The following is a 16360-nucleotide window of genomic DNA, read 5'->3' on the forward strand; positions in this document are numbered from 1 at the left end:
AAGAAAACTAAGCCATTACTCAACGCCTACCGTTAACTCGTGAGAAATACATAAATAATTAATTTATGAGCGTGTGAAGTATAGATACTAAAATCCAACATCCAAAATCCAAAATCCGATGGCTAAAATTACGATTAATGGCGTATCTATAGATACTGAATCCCAGTTAGCAGCGATGGGCTTTTATAACTTGCTGAGTGCAGATAGCTCATCATCAAATTATATTTTGATTCAAACAAATCAACCTTTGAATCGGGAACAGAAAGCAGAATTAACTAATTTAGGTGTGGAAATTTTAGAATATGTGCCAGACAATACTTATGTTTGCCATTACACACCGGCAAATTTGGAAGATATTCGCCGTTTAGATTTTATTAATTGGGCAAACATATATCTGGAGGGATTTAAAATTGCACCGGAATTAAGGAATACAAGTCGCGATCGCAATTCTGTAAATCTCCTGAATTTAGCTCCGATTGATCAGCTTTCCCACCAACCCCAACCAGTGCGAGTAGTCTTCCACAACCAGGTTGTGATCGATGACGATTTGCGCAACCGGATTGCAGCAGCAGCACGGTTAAATGTAGAGGAATTGGAGTTTAGTGGGAATTCGATCCGTTTACAGGTACAACCCCAGTATTTGCCAGACTTAGCTGCAATTGATCAGGTTCGTCATATTGAGGAATATGTACCCCCCCAGTTGTTAAATAATGTGGCTTTAGGGGTAATTAATGCCGATAAAACCCATGAAATTAGTGAATTGCAGGGTGAAGGACAGATAATTGCGATCGCAGATAGTGGTTTTGACCGGGGTTCTACAGAAGATGTCCATCCAGCTTTTTCCGGTAGGGTATTGAAATTATATGCTTTAGGACAAGCTCGTGCTGCGGATCCGGATGGTCATGGAACCCATGTTGCAGGTTCGGTATTAGGTGATGGTTTTTCAGAAACAATGGGAGGAGCAATTCGGGGAACCGCACCGAAGGCCAAATTAGTTTTACAATCGGTTTTGGATATGCGGGGTGGATTAGGTGGTCTTCCCGATAACTTGATGGATTTATTTACACCTCCCTACCATCATGATAATGCCCGTGTCCACACCAATTCCTGGGGTGCTGCTGTTTCCGGTCGATATGATGCTAACTGCCAACAGGTAGACCAATTTGTCTGGGAACACCGAGATATGGTCATTTGTTTTGCTGCTGGTAATAGTGGACGCGATCGCGATAATAATGGTGTGATTGATAATGGTTCGATTAGTTCTCCCGGTAGTGCCAAAAATTGTATTACAGTTGGTGCATCGGAAAATAATCGACCGGATTTATCCAAACCCTACAGTAGTCTATCTCGCTACCAAAGTGAACCCATTGCGTCCGATGGTTGGTCAGATAATCCAGAGGGAATTGCGGCTTTTAGCAGTCGCGGTCCCACCCGTAATGAGCGCATTAAACCCGATATTGTTGCACCGGGAACCGTAATTCTGTCCACTTGTTCGCGGGATGCAAATATCAATCCATTCTACGGTAAATCATCAGACCCCCTCTACGCCTTCCTATCGGGTACAAGTATGGCTACACCCCTAGTAGCCGGGTGTGCCGCAATTGTGAGAGAATATTTCCTGAAGCAGCACCAACACCAACCCAGTGCAGCCCTAGTGAAAGCAATGCTGATCAATGGAGCCAAGGATATTGTTGGTCAGTACGTACCTTCCGAAGCTGGAGAAATCCCCAATTATAGTGAGGGGTATGGTCGAGTCGATTTAGCTGCAACCGTCGGACCAAGACCAGAAAGGGAGCGAGTGACTTTCCAAGACGAAAATACAGCCTTAGAAACTGGGGAAACGGAAATCACCGAACTGGAAATTACTGACACCGATACCCAGGTGAAAGTAACCTTAGTTTGGACAGATTTCCCTGGAGAAGCACTCCAAAACGACCTAGACTTAATTCTGCGTACCGCAGATGGTCAAGAACGACATGGTAACATGCCAGCCAACTCCACCGAATGCGATCGCTACAATAATGTAGAACAAGTAATCTGGCAAAATCCGCCAACAGGTAAATTAGAAATTATTGTTCGCGCTTTTCGGATTCTCCAACCCCAATCCTATGCTTTAGTTGTACGGGTCAGTTAAAATGATTTAGTCCCGTCAACAACCTCAAAGGGAAATATATCAGCAAAGTATACTACCTATCACCAATTTGGGTAAATTCCGGATTTCCAAAAATTGCTTCCCGATGGGCATAATATTTAAACTCCATCAAATTATAAAAAGGGTCTTCTAAAAAGAAAGTATGATGCTCTAAGGGAGTTCCCACAAATCTCGCTTTAGCTGATTCCCGAAACTGCAAATTATTGTTTTCAGCTTTACTAAGCAATTCCTGCCAATCAGTTAAAGCAGTAAAAATTAACCCAAAATGTCGCGGATAAATCCCCCGTTGAGGTGTTAATATTTCCTTGGTTGTATGGGCAACTAATTGATGACCATACAAATTTAAAATCAATGCATGTTGATTTTCCCGACCAGGAACACAACCGAGTCCATCAACATAATATTTTTTCGCTTCTGCGATATTTGTCACCGGAAATGCAATGTGAAATATTGTTGGATTCATATTTTATAAATCGGGAATGGGGAACGTCGCTGAATACCAAATCTAAATTTAAAATTTCACGTTACGTAGAGACATAGCATCGCTACGTCTCTAGGATAATTTTGGTTTCAAAACAAAATATAAATAATAATTCATTTCTAAATTCAGAAATACCGCACCGGAAATAGCCATAACGTCAGCGTCACCTTCTTCAAAGAACAGCATCAACCATAACTTCATGATGAAAATATTTTTCCACTCCCTATTCCCCTGGAGACGACCCACCGGATCGTCTCTACTCCCTACTACCTATTTTTACTCAGAGGTTAAGTTTGCGTATTCGACGACTTAGGAGCAACACCCAAACCTCCAATTCCCCCCGCATCCAAAGCTTGATATATTCCTTGTGTAGGAGCTAACCAAACCTTCCCCGTCCCGCGAAAAGTTTGTAATAACATCTCCCCACTAGTTAAAGTTCCAAACACATTCTTCGCTGATTTTTCCACACTAAATTCAATTCTTCCAGTCCGCATTAAGGCAAAATTTCCATCCACACTTAAAGTTTCATTATTCAAATGAATACACCGCACCTCCTCCACTGGAACAGGTAATTCAAACACACAAACACCCGTTCCTTTCACCTTCGTTTGAAATAATCCCTCACCCCCAAATAAAGCCGATGAAACATTTTTTTGCATTGCCACACCAACTTCTAAAGCACCATCTGCACAATAAAATAAACCCTTATCAGCAATAATTTCCTCGTTGTTGAGATAATAAACTAAAAAATGACTAAAGGAAGGTTCTAAATACATACTTCCCGTTCCCCGATAACGAGGAATAAACAGCGACTCATTGGCCAAGAATTTATTTAACATCGCTTTACCAAAACCAGCGACACCTCCAACCCTTGTTTCCCCTTGAATATGACCATGCATATATTGTAAAGAACCAGCTTCAATCTGTACTTCCCCAGCATTTAAAGTAATTTTTACCTGCTTCAGTTGCATTCCCGTCTGATTCGCATAAAATATAGCTTCCGCAACCTGGGGGTTTTTAATTCCAGTCAAACCCTGATATCCGAGAATTTCCACCTTCAAGGTGTCACTAGCAACGCAATTTAAAACCTCTAAGCGCGAGTTTTTTGGTCGCGTTTTCTCCAGAAACCCGTCTCCAGAATTAACCACAATAGCCCCCTTTGATGATTTTCGCTGGTAGGTGTAAAATTAGATGCGGACAACTTCAGTTTTAGTTTAGCTAAATATAACTATTAGTGTTCATAAATTTTACAAATAATTAATATTAAATCAAAGGAGACAGGAGAAAGGTATGAACATCTAAAAGTCAAAATCAAGAGTTTAAATCATCAAAAATCTCCAATCAATCTCAAATCGAAAATCCAAAATCTAAAATCCCATGACTTTGATAGTAGCCACATTTTATAAATTTGTCCGATTACCCGATTTTGTACAAATGCAAGCACCCTTACAACAGCTTTGTGTCAAAAATGGAATTAAAGGCACAATATTGTTAGCGGAAGAAGGAATTAACGGTACAATTACCGGAAATCGTCCGGGTATCGATGCGGTTTTCAATTATTTGCGTCAAGATACCAGATTTCGTGATTTAGAATCTAAAGAATCCACCGCAACAGAATATCCGTTTGCACGGATGAAAGTGCGGTTAAAAAAAGAAATTGTCACTATTGGTTTACCAGAAGTTGACCCCAATCAACATGTTGGCAAATACGTCACCCCTCAAGAATGGAATCAATTGATTTCTGACCCAGAGGTGACTTTAATTGATACACGCAACGATTATGAAGTTGATATTGGTACATTCCGAGGTGCGCAAAATCCTCAAACAAAATCCTTTCGAGAATTTCCTGATTTTGTCAGCAAAAATCTTGACCCCAAACTGCATAAAAAAGTAGCTATGTTTTGTACTGGAGGAATTCGTTGTGAGAAGGCTTCCTCATATTTAATTTCCCAAGGTTTTACCGAGGTTTATCACCTCAAGGGTGGAATTTTAAAGTATTTAGAAGAAATCCCACCAGAACAAAGTTTATGGGAAGGTGAATGTTTTGTATTTGATGAACGTGTTGCGGTTAAAGACGGTTTAGAAACAGGCTCTCACCAGATGTGTGTCGGTTGTGGTCATCCGATTAGCGAAGAAGATAAACAATCTCCCCAATATGAAGAGGGTATTTGTTGTCCCTATTGTGTTGATAATTTGACAGCAGAAAAACGCGCGCGATTGATGGAGAAAAAACGGCAATTGGAGTTAGCTAAACAACGGCAAATGGACAAGGGGCAAGTAAAGACTGGTAAACCTTAAATTGCAGGTATTAATCACCAAATTTTGCGTCGGGTGATATTGTTTTACTTTCGAGTTAATACCTGACGGGGAGTAGGGAAAGTCAGGGGAGAAATTGTCATCAAAACCAGATTTACGAGATAAAAGTCTACTTCTTCATTGCCAAAGTTAAACCATCAGCAATGGGTACTAAACTCAAATTAACGCGGCTATCTGCATGTAGCTTTTGATTGAAATCTCGAATTTTCTGAGTGCGATTGTCCTGAATTTCCGGGTCTGCAACTCGACCTGACCATAACACATTATCAACGGCGATTAAACCACCATTTCTCACCAATTTTAAAGCTCTTTCGTAGTAATTATCATAATTACTTTTATCCGCATCAATAAAAGCAAAATCAAAACTTCCACTTTCCCCTTGATTGATCAAATCATCAAGGGTTTCCAAAGCCGGAGCAATCCGCAAATCGATTTTATCAGCTACCCCTGCTAATTGCCAGTAATGACGAGCCATACTTGTATATTCTTCGCTGATATCACAGGCAATGATTTTGCCATCATCAGGTAAAGCTAAAGCAACAGCCAAAGAACTATAACCCGTAAATACACCTATATCTAAGGTCTTTTTTGCTCCGATTAACTGTACCAATAAAGCCATAAACTGTCCCTGTTCTGGAGCAATTTGCATTTGTCCCATTGGATGGTTGGCAGTTGCTTGACGGAGTTGGGTGAGGATTTCTGGTTCCCGTAAAGATACCGCAAGTAGATAATTGTATAGATTTTCTCCCAATCCCAGAGTTTGATTCGCCATACTGCTCACTACTTATACAGATTCGTAGATTATCCCTATAAAGATTGTAGGCGATCGCATTACCAAAAATACTCGCCTGATAGCGAGGAAGTAGGGACTGTCAGAAGCAAAAAATGATGACATGACACGGGGATTTACCCAACTCGCAGTTGAATTAATTGCGATCGCCGAAATCGAGGTTGGTGAGATTTGTTACGGTGCGGTGACCATTCCCGGATTTCTCCTTCTACGGACTATCGCTACTCCCTACTCCCTGTAAGTTTTAGGAATTTGCTCCAAATGCAGGTTTCGGTGTTTGTGAGAAGTTCGAGTTATACATTATGTGAATAATTAACCGTATTGGATTATAAATTTATTCACAAAAACTCTATATAAATATCCGTAAATTTACAAGATTCAATCTATCGCAACCACAAAAAATCTTTGGTAAATTTACTATCCTCATTTCGCTATATAGTTAGTTAGTTTATATCTATCTTAAGTATGTTTTTCCCCTACTCATTTCTCGATAGGATATGAATTAATGAGATTAACTTATAAGTAATATTAAGCTATATTTTCAAAAACAAATAATTTTAAAAACAATCAGTAATAGTACACCAAATTATTAGTGCATAACTACTACTTTAACTGTGAATAAATTTATCACCAGTAATTTTGTATAACAAAAAACATTATTAAAAATCGATGAACTTAAAGGATTAAATAATAGTAATATCAAGATAAGTAAGATGTTGATGGGTTAGGGAATATGATTTTATCATTGATGGAAACAATCAACGAAATAATTAAGCCAAATCGTTCATATGGAGGTGTAATTGAGCGTGGTCGTAATCAAAATTACGAATATGAGATTTGGTCGGGAATTCATGGACGTGGTTACTATCTAAAAGTTCGGTCCCTCAACACAAAAATCATCTTCGACGCACCGAAAGTAATTGGTAGCTTCCAATCGACTGAAGATGCAATTAAACATTTTCAACAAGAATATATCTAAGGGTCATACTTTCCACACTGATACATTTCCCTTTTGATTTGCTGACAGTTGACAGTTGCTTTCTTCTCCCCATGCTCCGTGTGGGGATGAATTGCACAAGGCTTCGTCTCGAATTAGGAAGTATAAAGTAGCTCAACCCGGATTTCCCACAAATCCCCAAAACCTAGAGGGAGTGGCCAATATGTAATACTGACACCGACACCAGAACACATGAAAAAAGCTATTAGCCTTCCCCTAGAGGAAGGCTTACACCTATAGACTTTAGCTTTATTTTATATATACGTTTAATTTCAAAGTATACGCGATATAGCTACAGTACTCTTGTTTGCTTTTAAAGCTAAAATACTACTTTGAGCTTGATACTGAGTATTTTATTTCCATCAACTTTTCTTGGTGCAAGATGTGAGTGAAGGTATTTTAGTCTTGCGGAAGAATAGGGTAAAATCCAATACATCCCAACAATTTGCTTTGCGTTCAACAATGCCATACCATCGATTTTTCAAAATCATTCTCTGCATAGGGTTGAGCTTAATTTTTACCGCTTGTTCCAGCGTCAATCCAACAATTAGTGACAATACTACCACCACCACACCCACCATTATTGCAACCCCACCCTCTCAGTCAGTAGCAAATCGGGTGGTATCTCTGACCTCCCTTGCAGCAGATATTATCTATCAACTTGACCAGAATAAATTAGTCGGAATAGCTGGTAGTAGTTTGCTGAATCAAGATGAACGATTTGCCAATATTCCCCGTGTTGGAGAAGGGAGAACACCGCCTAATTTAGAGAAAATAGTGGCATTAAAGCCAGATTTAGTCATTGGTGCAGAAGGATTTTCTAATCAGATTATCAATCGCTTAACCGAGCTAAACATCCCGACCATTTTAACAAAAGTAGACTCTTGGCAAGGATTAACAGAACTGACGAAAAATCTCGCATCAAAAATTAATGCTGACCCTCAGCCACTTCTACAACGATATCAGGGGTTTTTAAGCAGTAACCAAAATAGTAATTTTTCCGCACTAGTATTAGTAAGTAATCAACCGATTTTATCACCCAATAAATCCAGTTGGGCTGGTGATTTACTCGCTCAGTTTCAAATTAGAAATATTGCGGCCGAATTACAGGGGAAAAGTCCTATTCAGGGATACGTTACTCTCTCGGCAGAAAAAGTACTGGAAGCGAATCCCGAAACGCTTTTAGTTGTGAATTCTCCATTTGGTGAAAGATTGTTAGATAACTTTCAAAAAGAACCTTTCTGGAGTAAAATCAAAGCTACGCAAAATCAACGCATTTTCGAGTTTGATTACTACGGTCTAGTGAATCCCGGAAGTATTAACTCGATTGAAAAAGCTTGTCAGCAACTTCGAGAAATTACTCAAAAATCAGCCTAAGAAATAAATTTAGGATTTTGGATATACCGCGGTCCTAAATAATTTGTGAAATTTTAAATATAGGGTTGTTAACAGTTAACAGTTAACAGTCACCAGTCACTAGTCATCAGTCAACGGCGCGCTATTGTTCACGACTTAAATAGGATTGCTATGGATTTTTTTAGCCAACTTTGCTATGTGCGTCTCTGGATTTGGGATTTTCAAATATTTGCCATACTAGCTTTTCACCTTTCTATTAGTCACAATTAGTCACAATCATGGTTAAAATTGATCTAATTTCGTCTTCGTATACTCTTGAAATAAGGACTCAAAGCATAGGTGTTTGAGTAACAGGTTGATTTTCCTACCATTCCCTACTCCCCACTGCCTACTCCCGGAATTTTCAGCGATTTATAAGAAATCTGGGTTAAATCAGGGTGTATTAGGTGAAATTTGTCAAGATATTTGCAAATCCTTTTGATAATGGTAATTTAGACGATTAGGAGCAGTTTTAACCACGTACAAATTCCCAATATAAAAATGAACGCAGCTGACGATAAAACCATAGTCAAAGATTATTTTAATTCCACCGGATTTGATCGATGGAAGCGGATCTACGGTGATGGTGAAGTGAATAAGGTGCAATTAGACATCCGTAATGGACACCAGAAAACCGTTGACCATGTGCTTAATTGGTTAAATGCGGATGGAAATTTAACAGAAATTTCGATTTGTGATGCTGGTTGTGGTGTGGGAAGTTTAAGTATTCCCTTGGGACAAGCGGGTGCAAAGGTTTTTGCTAGCGATATTTCCGATATGATGATTGGGGAAGCCAAGCAACGAGCTGCTGCAATATTTGGTCATAACGATAATCCCCAGTTTGTTGTCCAGGATTTAGAAAATTTAAGTGGAAAGTATCACACAGTTATTTGTTTGGATGTATTAATTCATTATCCCCAAGATAAGGCAGAATCAATGATTAGTCATTTGTGTTCCTTAGCGGAATCACGGGTAATTATTAGTTTTGCACCAAAAACTTGTTTTTATACTGTTTTAAAGAAAATTGGTAGTTTCTTCCCAGGTCCAAGTAAAACTACGAGAGCTTACTTACATGCGGAAAAGGATATTATCAAATTTTTACAAAATAACGGTTTCCAAGTCCAACGGGAAGCAATGACTAAAACTCGCTTTTATTTCTCCCGTTTATTGGAAGCAACACGGCAAAATTAAGTCAATGTGGAAATGGGATAGGAGGAAGTGAAGGTTGAAGGAGGGTCTTCCCAACTCTCCTTTTCTCCTATTTTTCATGAAAATAGGGATTTGGGAACGGGGAGCAGGGAGTAGTCGTCATAGTCATCAAGGATTGTGCTAATCGCTATTTTCTCAGCTTTGTAGTCGAAATTGAATTTGTGCATACTAGTGCTACACAGCAAAGCATTGGTATTGATTTGGGAATCAAGACTTTTGCTGTAATGAGTAATGGTGAAAAATCTCAGACTGGAGCCATTTCGACGGATTAATCTTTGGAAGATTCAAGATTTTTTGGACAAATATTCGTCTTCAAGGCGAAAAATGATAATTTACACTATTTTTCAGTAAGAGCGGTTAATATAGCAAGAAGACGTTCATATTTGTAACGGAACTATGAAGACTGCTGAAAAATTAGCTTCTGGTTGGCTGCTCGTTCTTGGTTTTATGTTTTTGACTATCTCAGCAGCGTCAATAATTGAACGAAAAAACGCTGATAAAACAGTATATTCACCGATTGGAGAGGGAGAAGTTATTTTTGATAACTCTGTTCCACCGGTTGATAGTACGGCAATCGGTGGATTGGTATTTGGTTTACCGACAGCGACATTAGGTGGTTGGTTAGCTTTATCTCTATATCGTCAGGGTAAGAACGAGAAGAAAGCGCTTCAACAGCAATCGGAAGAAAGATTACAATCAATATTTTATCAGACTATTGAAAAAAATAATGGCCGCGTCACTCTGTTAGGTTTTGCGATGCAGTCCCAATTACCAGCAGCAGAAGCACGGGATTACCTGGATCGAAAGGCAAAGGAGTTTAATGCCAATTTCCGGATAAATGAGGAGGGAGCTATATCCTACCATTTTGATATTTAGGGTCTGCCGTTGGCGAAGCGCAGCGTTAGCTGTAAAAGTCTTTTCGTGAGGGTCGGGAACAGGGAGTAGGTAGAGACGACCCGTCAGGTCGTTTGTACAGGGAATAGTTTTAATGGATGCGATCGCGACTTTGCCGGAAAAGCCTTGGCATGTAGTTTAGCTATATAAAACGATGCATTTACAAAAGTGATTTTTCCCGACTCCCCACTCCCTATTGACTTGGGAAAAAATTTATACCGCTCCAATCTCCCACTAATCAGTCTCGTTCATATGTTGCAGTAGGGGTGCAAGTTCCTGGTTTAACCAACCAGCTTTCACAAATTCTGCGTAGGCATTGGCTTCAATAGCTAATAATTCGTCTCGTAGTTGTTGAGCCATAAAATCGCTGAGGTTAGGATATTCGGTTTGCATTTTTTCAATTTCTAACTGGAGACGTTCGATTTCCCCAGCAATTAATTTTTGTTGATACCGATAGAAATCAGGTTGGACACCCGGTCGGGACTCAGTTTGTTGTAGATATTCCCACACTCGTTTAAGGGCTGATTGACGAGCGATCGCTTCTTGATATTTTTGACGCAGGGGTTGATTTCCCAGTAGTTTCAAGAATGTGAGTAGGGGTTTAGTGGTTAAACCTTGGACTAGTAAAGTAAATAAAACTACGCCAAAGACTGTAGCAATAATTTCTTCCCGTTCAGAAATAACCGAGGGTACACTCAGGGCTAAGGCAATGGATACCGAACCCCGTAAACCTCCCCACCACAGGACTGTTTGTTCAGGTAGGGGGATTTCCGACTTCGCGACAACATTGCTCACAGCACCTAATAGATAAATAGCGATCGCGCGACTGATAATCATGGCAACAACGGAGACAGCGATCGCTCCGAGATTTTGTTCCAAGATAGAGTAACGAATTTGGTCGCCAATCAGTAAAAAGACAATAGAATTGACAAAAAAGGCTAAAAATTCCCAAAATTCACTGACAATAATTCGGGTACGGGGATTCATCCCAATTCGGGAGCCAAAGTTGCCGAGGATTAAGCTGGTGGTGACAACTCCAATTACCCCCGAACCTCCCAAGTCTTCGGTAATAATGTAGGTTCCGTAGGCTGAGACTAGGGTTAGGGATTGTTCAACAAGGGGTAAATCAAACCGTTGGGTCAGGTAGGAAATACCAAAACCGATTAATGCACCGACCGCAACACCGATACCAACAACGGAAACAAATTGAATAATTAAGGGTTGAAAGCCTAATTGGGCTGTTCCCAATGGTAAACCCACCAGAAAGCCAAAGGCAACCACCGCCATACCATCATTAAATAAACTTTCCCCCTCCATCAATACCGTCATCCGTTTAGGAGCGCCTAATTCCCGAAATAGGGCTGTAACGGATACGGGATCGGTTGCAGCTAAACTCGCTCCCACCAATAAAGCAGTGGTCAGGGATAAACCTGCGATGTTATGTAAACCGATGACTAAACCGAAAATGGAAATTAATACCCCTAAAATGGCATACAGGGTTATGGGGAATAAATCCCGCTTTAATTCTGACCATTTTAAATTCCAAGCGGCTTCAAATAGAAGGGGTGGTAAAAAAATCGATAGAATTAATTCCGGCGACAGGTTGACTAACCGCACATCCACCAAAGCCAAACCTGCACCGACAATCACCAACATTAGGGTATAGGGAATTTGGCGAAACCAGCTAAATATCTGTGGTAAAGTGGCAACGCTTAAGGATACTGCTAATACTAATAAAAACTGCTTGAGATTATCTTCAATTGCAGCATGACCAACTGTTGATTCCAGCACCATAACCTTTTTCCCGTTCTCCATCCTTTGCCAGTTTAACTTAACATGGTGGGAATTCAACAGACGCGATATATCGCGTCTCTACATATATATCGCGTCTCTAACAACAAAATCCATTTATCCCATTCTTTAATTTAATATCAATTAACTGGATACATTCGTTAAACTTGCCGCTCCAAAGGTAGCGTTAAATTTACGACACCAAATGGCTACGGATGCAAAATCACTGAGATTAGTACCATTGGGAATTTCGTAGGTTTGCGCACCGTTATAACTTTTGAGGGGAGCAATAACCAGGTAATCTCCTTGACGTAGGGGATAATCTGGGGGAGTGCTGGAAGCAATGACGTTGGGATTGCGGTGGAGAATCACAAATAAATCTGGCCCACTGGTGGATGTTTGGAAGCTTTGATCCAATTCAATTAAATGTTTTTCTCCCTGTTTGATGATGGTTGCGTTACCCTGGGTTGGGTGTTCACCACTGACAAATTTACCGGAGCTAACTGTGACACCTGCATTTGTGACATTTGTCCCATTTGTCGATGCAGATTCTGTCGAAGTTGGACTACTTACAGAGATTGGGTTGGGGTAACGGGACTTGGCTATTACAGTTGCACCAATAGCAGCGATCGCAACTACACCTAATAATAGAGCCAGGAAGCTTAAAGCTTTTTGGTTGTTCTGCTTCATATATTTGCTAATTAAAGAATCAAAAGGACAATATTGACAAATTTCAGTCATATAAATTACTGAGTAGTCCTATTTTAGTGATGATTGATCATCCTGTTTGCGCTATATCTTACATATCTACAATTTCTCATTATTTTTACCATAGGAAATCAATATGATTATGCCTTTGTCAGAGATAGAAAGATATTGGTAGTTAGGGATTATTTGAAATTCTCTTCTGAAATTATTTCCCAGCATTTAAACAGAGAAAAAACACTTTATATTTATCCATGAGAACTGCTTATATGTATTGTAAATGACAAGAAAAACTGCATTCAGTTACGTAAATTGCCATCAATCTCTTGTATTTTTTAATATCATCATTCATCGGACAATACCACATACAGCAATCCTATTTAAGTCGTAAAAAATAGCGTCCCTTTGACTGATGACTGGTGACTGTTAATCGTTAACAACCACACATATAATATTTCATAAATCCCGCTCGGCTTGATGTAAATAGTTCGTATATCCAAGCAAAATCAGTCCGTTGGTATTGGAAAAATTAACCCATTGATTAACATTGATGGGAATGGAAATGAGAAATACAAGTTACATTTTTTCATGAGGTAAAAACATGTCTAACCAAAACGATACTGCAAAAAATATTGGATTAGTCGCTTTAGGTTGCGGACTTGCCTTGTTGATTCCCTTTATTTTGCTCACGATAGTTCCATTGATTTTTTTTCCTTTATTCCTTTCCGGTTTACAATCTAGCTTAAAAGAGTTAGGTAATGAATTAGAAGCTCCACAAACGTTATCTGAAATCAGCAAAGCTCAAGAAGATTATTTTGCCAAAAATAATCGCTTTGCATCTCAAATTTCCGAACTAAAGCTAGAGATTACGCCAGAGACAGATAATTACAAATATGACATGAGTGTGATTAATAATAATCGTTCTGTAAAAATTACAGCAACGGCAAAAAATGAAGAATTATCTAGTTATACAGGTGGAGTATTTGCGGTCAAAATTGAAGGGAATGATAAACCTGCAATTATCTCTGAATTGTGTGTAACTGATGGTGCTTCCTTGACTCCTCCGGAAATGCCTAAGCTAGTAGGTATTAAGACTGAATGTCCTCCTGGTTCAAGTTCTTCATCTTGGTTGACCTCCGATTCAGATTCAAGTAGTGAATTTTAATTAGTCGCGCAAAATTGCAAGTGAAAAATTTATCAAATTGATTATCAAAAACATGAGAAAAATCATCAATTAATCAACAACTTCTCTCAGTTAACTAGTTTTTTGGGAAAATAAATACTCATAAATTATCCAATCAAAAAAGGTAAGTGAAAATCCTTCAAATCTACCTAAAAAATTGGATATTTTTCGTTTTTTTATACGGTATAAACCTAGCTAGCATTGCCATGTCTCCATCTACATAAAGATTTAACCCCTAGCTTTTCATGGTTTTCAAATCTTTTAACACTTCAGTTGCGGACTGATATCGGGAATTAAAATCAAAATGCACCATTTTATTGATAATTTCCGCCAATTCAGGAAAAATTTGCGCGACAATCCGCCAAGATTGGGGAGGGATATCATTAGAAACTAATATCTCTATTTCTCCGGTGTCAACATTTCTTTGATACCTTTTTGGTTCTATTCCTGTTAATAATTCAATAGCAGTAATCCCTAACGCATGGATATCGCTGTTTAATTTCGGTAATCCGGAAATTTGCTCCGAAGGTGCATATCCAATAGTCGCGATCGCAACTGTTTGTGTTTCTGGTTGTTGGGGTTGGATTTTTTTGACTGCTCCAAAGTCAATTAGGACAATACGTTTGTCTTGTTCCCGTCGAATCAGGTTACTGGGTTTGATGTCTCGGTGGATGATATGGTAGCTATGGATAAATACCAGTATTTCTAAAACATCCTTAAGGATGGGAATTACTTGGGATGCTGGTAGTTTTTTCCGGTTGTGAATTTCTTTGTTGAGGGGAGTTCCTTTGATATATTCCTGAACAATAAAAAATTGCTGATTTTCTTCAAAACAAGCCATTAATTGGGGTATACGGTCATATTTACCGACTAATTCTAAAATTTCTGCTTCCTGTTTAAACAATCTACGGGCAACTTCTAAAAATTGAGTATCTTGACGTGCTGGACGTAATTGCTTCACCACGTGAACCGGATTCCCCGGACGTTGGGTATCCTCTGCAAGATAGGTACCACCAAATCCACCAGCAGCTAATTTGCTGACAATTTTATAGCGATCGCGTAGCATTGTCCCCGGTGAGATTTCCACCCCCAGGGGAGTAGCGACTTCTGTTTTTTCGCTGGTACTTTGGGTTTGCTTTAATAGTAATTGCAACTGCGCGATCGCATCCTGTTGTTCCTGTACCTGTTCCAGAATTTTTTCTTGTTCTTGTTTACTCTGGTATGCAGAATAGGCTAATACACTTCCCCCCGTTAACACTAAACCAAGGAAGGGAGAAATAACCGGAAACCATCCTGCTTGAGTAAATAGGAAAAAACTCCCACCCAACAATAGAGCTCCACTGATAGCGCTTCCTAACGCTAACACAATCGGATGACGCAGACGCAATACCAGCAAACCACCGACCACACTCCATCCCCACAACCAAATTACCTCACCCCACTCTGGTAAAAACCAAAACAGGGGTTTATTATCCATCACAGCACTGAGAATTTGACTAACACTGTAAGCATGAACTTCTACTCCGGGAATTTCACCAGTCACATTTAAAGGAGTTTTCACCAAATCCTTTAAGCTTGGTGCAGTTGCTCCCATTAAAATCACCCTATCTTTAATTAAATCTGGTGCAACCCTATTTTCCAGGACATCTGCAATACTCACCATCGGAGCAATTTGCTGAGAACTGTAATTCATCAGGATTTGATAACCACCTGCATCTATCTGCTGGTATCCCCCTACATGACTTTGTAAGCGTTTAAATACAACTTTTCCAATTTGTAATTCATTCTCAGCAGTCAACTTAGCTGTGATATTTCCTGGTTCCAGATACTTCAAAGCTAACTGTAATCCTAAAGAATAGGGGGTTGTACATAAAGATTTCGGAGCAACATCCATCAATAACAAATTGCGACGAATTGCTCCATCCCGATCTTGAACAAGATTACTAAATCCCACCTGCTCTGGTTCCACACCCTTGGGAGGTGCAATTTCTTCCGTATTCCCATCCCGATGACTTGAAGACGCTTCACCATCAGCATGGTTACAAATGGGAAAAATAATACTACTATTTTGCAGATATTCCAGCAATTTTCCATGACCCTGTTCATCATTTGTATTTGCGCGATCGCGGATAAAGTCAAAACCAATTGCTCGTGGTTGGTGTTGCTCTAATTTTTGAAAAACTTGCAGAAATAATTCATCGGAAGGGGGATATTGATATTTTTGAATATCCTTTTCTGTAAACCCCACAATTAACAATCGGGGGTCTGGTTTGGAACTAGCGTTCCATCGTGTTATCTGGTCAAAAACTTGGATTTCTTGCTGCTCCAATAGTCCTAAATTTTGTATCCCAAATAATACTGCTGTGACAACTGCACTAGAAATAATTATTGGTTGAAATAAAATATCTTTAATTTTTTTGAACATGGTGGGAATAGAATACAGGAGA

15 protein-coding genes are annotated in these 16360 nt (G+C 39.3%); 8 read left to right on the forward strand and 7 right to left on the reverse strand.

Going from position 1 to position 16360, the window contains the following annotated elements:
- Positions 1–118: 118 nt before the first annotated feature.
- Positions 119–2134 (forward strand): S8 family serine peptidase, encoded by a 2016-nt coding sequence (locus CDC37_RS05245; protein ID WP_096620805.1) that lies wholly within the window; start codon positions 119–121, stop codon positions 2132–2134.
- A 52-nt stretch (positions 2135–2186) separates the two neighbouring features.
- Here CDC37_RS05245 and CDC37_RS05250 read toward each other — a convergent pair whose 3' ends face one another.
- From CDC37_RS05250 to CDC37_RS05255, 3 genes are all read right to left on the reverse strand, one after another.
- Positions 2187–2615: a VOC family protein gene (locus CDC37_RS05250; protein WP_096620806.1), complete on the reverse strand. Its 429-nt coding sequence runs from the start codon at positions 2613–2615 to the stop codon at positions 2187–2189.
- 90 nt (positions 2616–2705) lie between these two features.
- Complete coding sequence (locus tag CDC37_RS24020; RefSeq protein ID WP_157780658.1) at positions 2706–2879, reverse strand: hypothetical protein; 174 nt, start codon at positions 2877–2879, stop codon at positions 2706–2708.
- Between the two features lie 41 nt (positions 2880–2920).
- Positions 2921–3781 carry an AIM24 family protein gene (locus CDC37_RS05255; RefSeq protein WP_172892755.1) on the reverse strand — a complete coding sequence of 287 codons (861 nt, stop codon included), beginning with the start codon at positions 3779–3781 and terminating at the stop codon, positions 2921–2923.
- Between the two features lie 229 nt (positions 3782–4010).
- On the opposite strand from CDC37_RS05255, the gene trhO reads away from it, so the two are divergent.
- Positions 4011–4931, forward strand: coding sequence for an oxygen-dependent tRNA uridine(34) hydroxylase TrhO (gene trhO, locus CDC37_RS05260; protein ID WP_096620807.1), 921 nt, complete (start codon positions 4011–4013; stop codon positions 4929–4931).
- 127 nt (positions 4932–5058) lie between these two features.
- Here the strand turns inward: trhO and CDC37_RS05265 are convergent, their stop codons facing one another.
- Complete coding sequence (locus CDC37_RS05265) at positions 5059–5721, reverse strand: class I SAM-dependent methyltransferase (RefSeq protein ID WP_096620808.1); 663 nt, start codon at positions 5719–5721, stop codon at positions 5059–5061.
- Between the two features lie 121 nt (positions 5722–5842).
- Here CDC37_RS05265 and CDC37_RS24025 point away from each other — a divergent pair, with 121 nt between their 5' ends.
- The 5 genes from CDC37_RS24025 (at position 5843) to CDC37_RS05290 (ending at position 10216) form a co-directional block, all read left to right on the forward strand.
- Positions 5843–5980: a hypothetical protein gene (locus tag CDC37_RS24025; protein WP_157780659.1), complete on the forward strand. Its 138-nt coding sequence runs from the start codon at positions 5843–5845 to the stop codon at positions 5978–5980.
- A 492-nt stretch (positions 5981–6472) separates the two neighbouring features.
- On the forward strand, positions 6473–6718 hold the full coding sequence (locus CDC37_RS05270; protein ID WP_096620809.1) for a hypothetical protein: 246 nt from the start codon (positions 6473–6475) through the stop codon (positions 6716–6718).
- Between the two features lie 480 nt (positions 6719–7198).
- Positions 7199–8113, forward strand: coding sequence for an ABC transporter substrate-binding protein (locus CDC37_RS05275; RefSeq protein WP_096625936.1), 915 nt, complete (start codon positions 7199–7201; stop codon positions 8111–8113).
- A gap of 519 nt (positions 8114–8632) precedes the next feature.
- Positions 8633–9322, forward strand: a complete 690-nt coding sequence (gene bchM / locus CDC37_RS05280) for a magnesium protoporphyrin IX methyltransferase (protein ID WP_096620810.1) — start codon at positions 8633–8635, stop codon at positions 9320–9322.
- A 414-nt stretch (positions 9323–9736) separates the two neighbouring features.
- On the forward strand, positions 9737–10216 hold the full coding sequence (locus CDC37_RS05290) for a hypothetical protein (protein WP_096620811.1): 480 nt from the start codon (positions 9737–9739) through the stop codon (positions 10214–10216).
- 252 nt (positions 10217–10468) lie between these two features.
- On the opposite strand, the gene CDC37_RS05295 is transcribed toward CDC37_RS05290, so the two are convergent.
- Together CDC37_RS05295 and CDC37_RS05300 are read right to left on the reverse strand one after the other, a co-directional pair.
- A complete protein-coding gene (locus tag CDC37_RS05295) occupies positions 10469–12028 on the reverse strand; it encodes a cation:proton antiporter (protein WP_096620812.1) in 1560 nt (519 codons plus the stop codon).
- Between the two features lie 141 nt (positions 12029–12169).
- Positions 12170–12715 (reverse strand): DM13 domain-containing protein, encoded by a 546-nt coding sequence (locus tag CDC37_RS05300; protein ID WP_096625938.1) that lies wholly within the window; start codon positions 12713–12715, stop codon positions 12170–12172.
- 616 nt (positions 12716–13331) lie between these two features.
- On the opposite strand from CDC37_RS05300, the gene CDC37_RS05305 reads away from it, so the two are divergent.
- Entirely contained in the window at positions 13332–13895 is a 564-nt protein-coding gene (locus tag CDC37_RS05305) for a type IV pilin-like G/H family protein (RefSeq protein WP_096620813.1), read from the forward strand.
- A gap of 253 nt (positions 13896–14148) precedes the next feature.
- Here the strand turns inward: CDC37_RS05305 and CDC37_RS05310 are convergent, their stop codons facing one another.
- On the reverse strand, positions 14149–16338 hold the full coding sequence (locus tag CDC37_RS05310; RefSeq protein WP_096620814.1) for a CHASE2 domain-containing serine/threonine-protein kinase: 2190 nt from the start codon (positions 16336–16338) through the stop codon (positions 14149–14151).
- Positions 16339–16360: the final 22 nt, after the last annotated feature.

It is taken from the genome of Calothrix sp. NIES-3974 (assembly GCF_002368395.1).
In the GTDB taxonomy this organism is placed as follows: domain Bacteria; phylum Cyanobacteriota; class Cyanobacteriia; order Cyanobacteriales; family Nostocaceae; genus NIES-3974.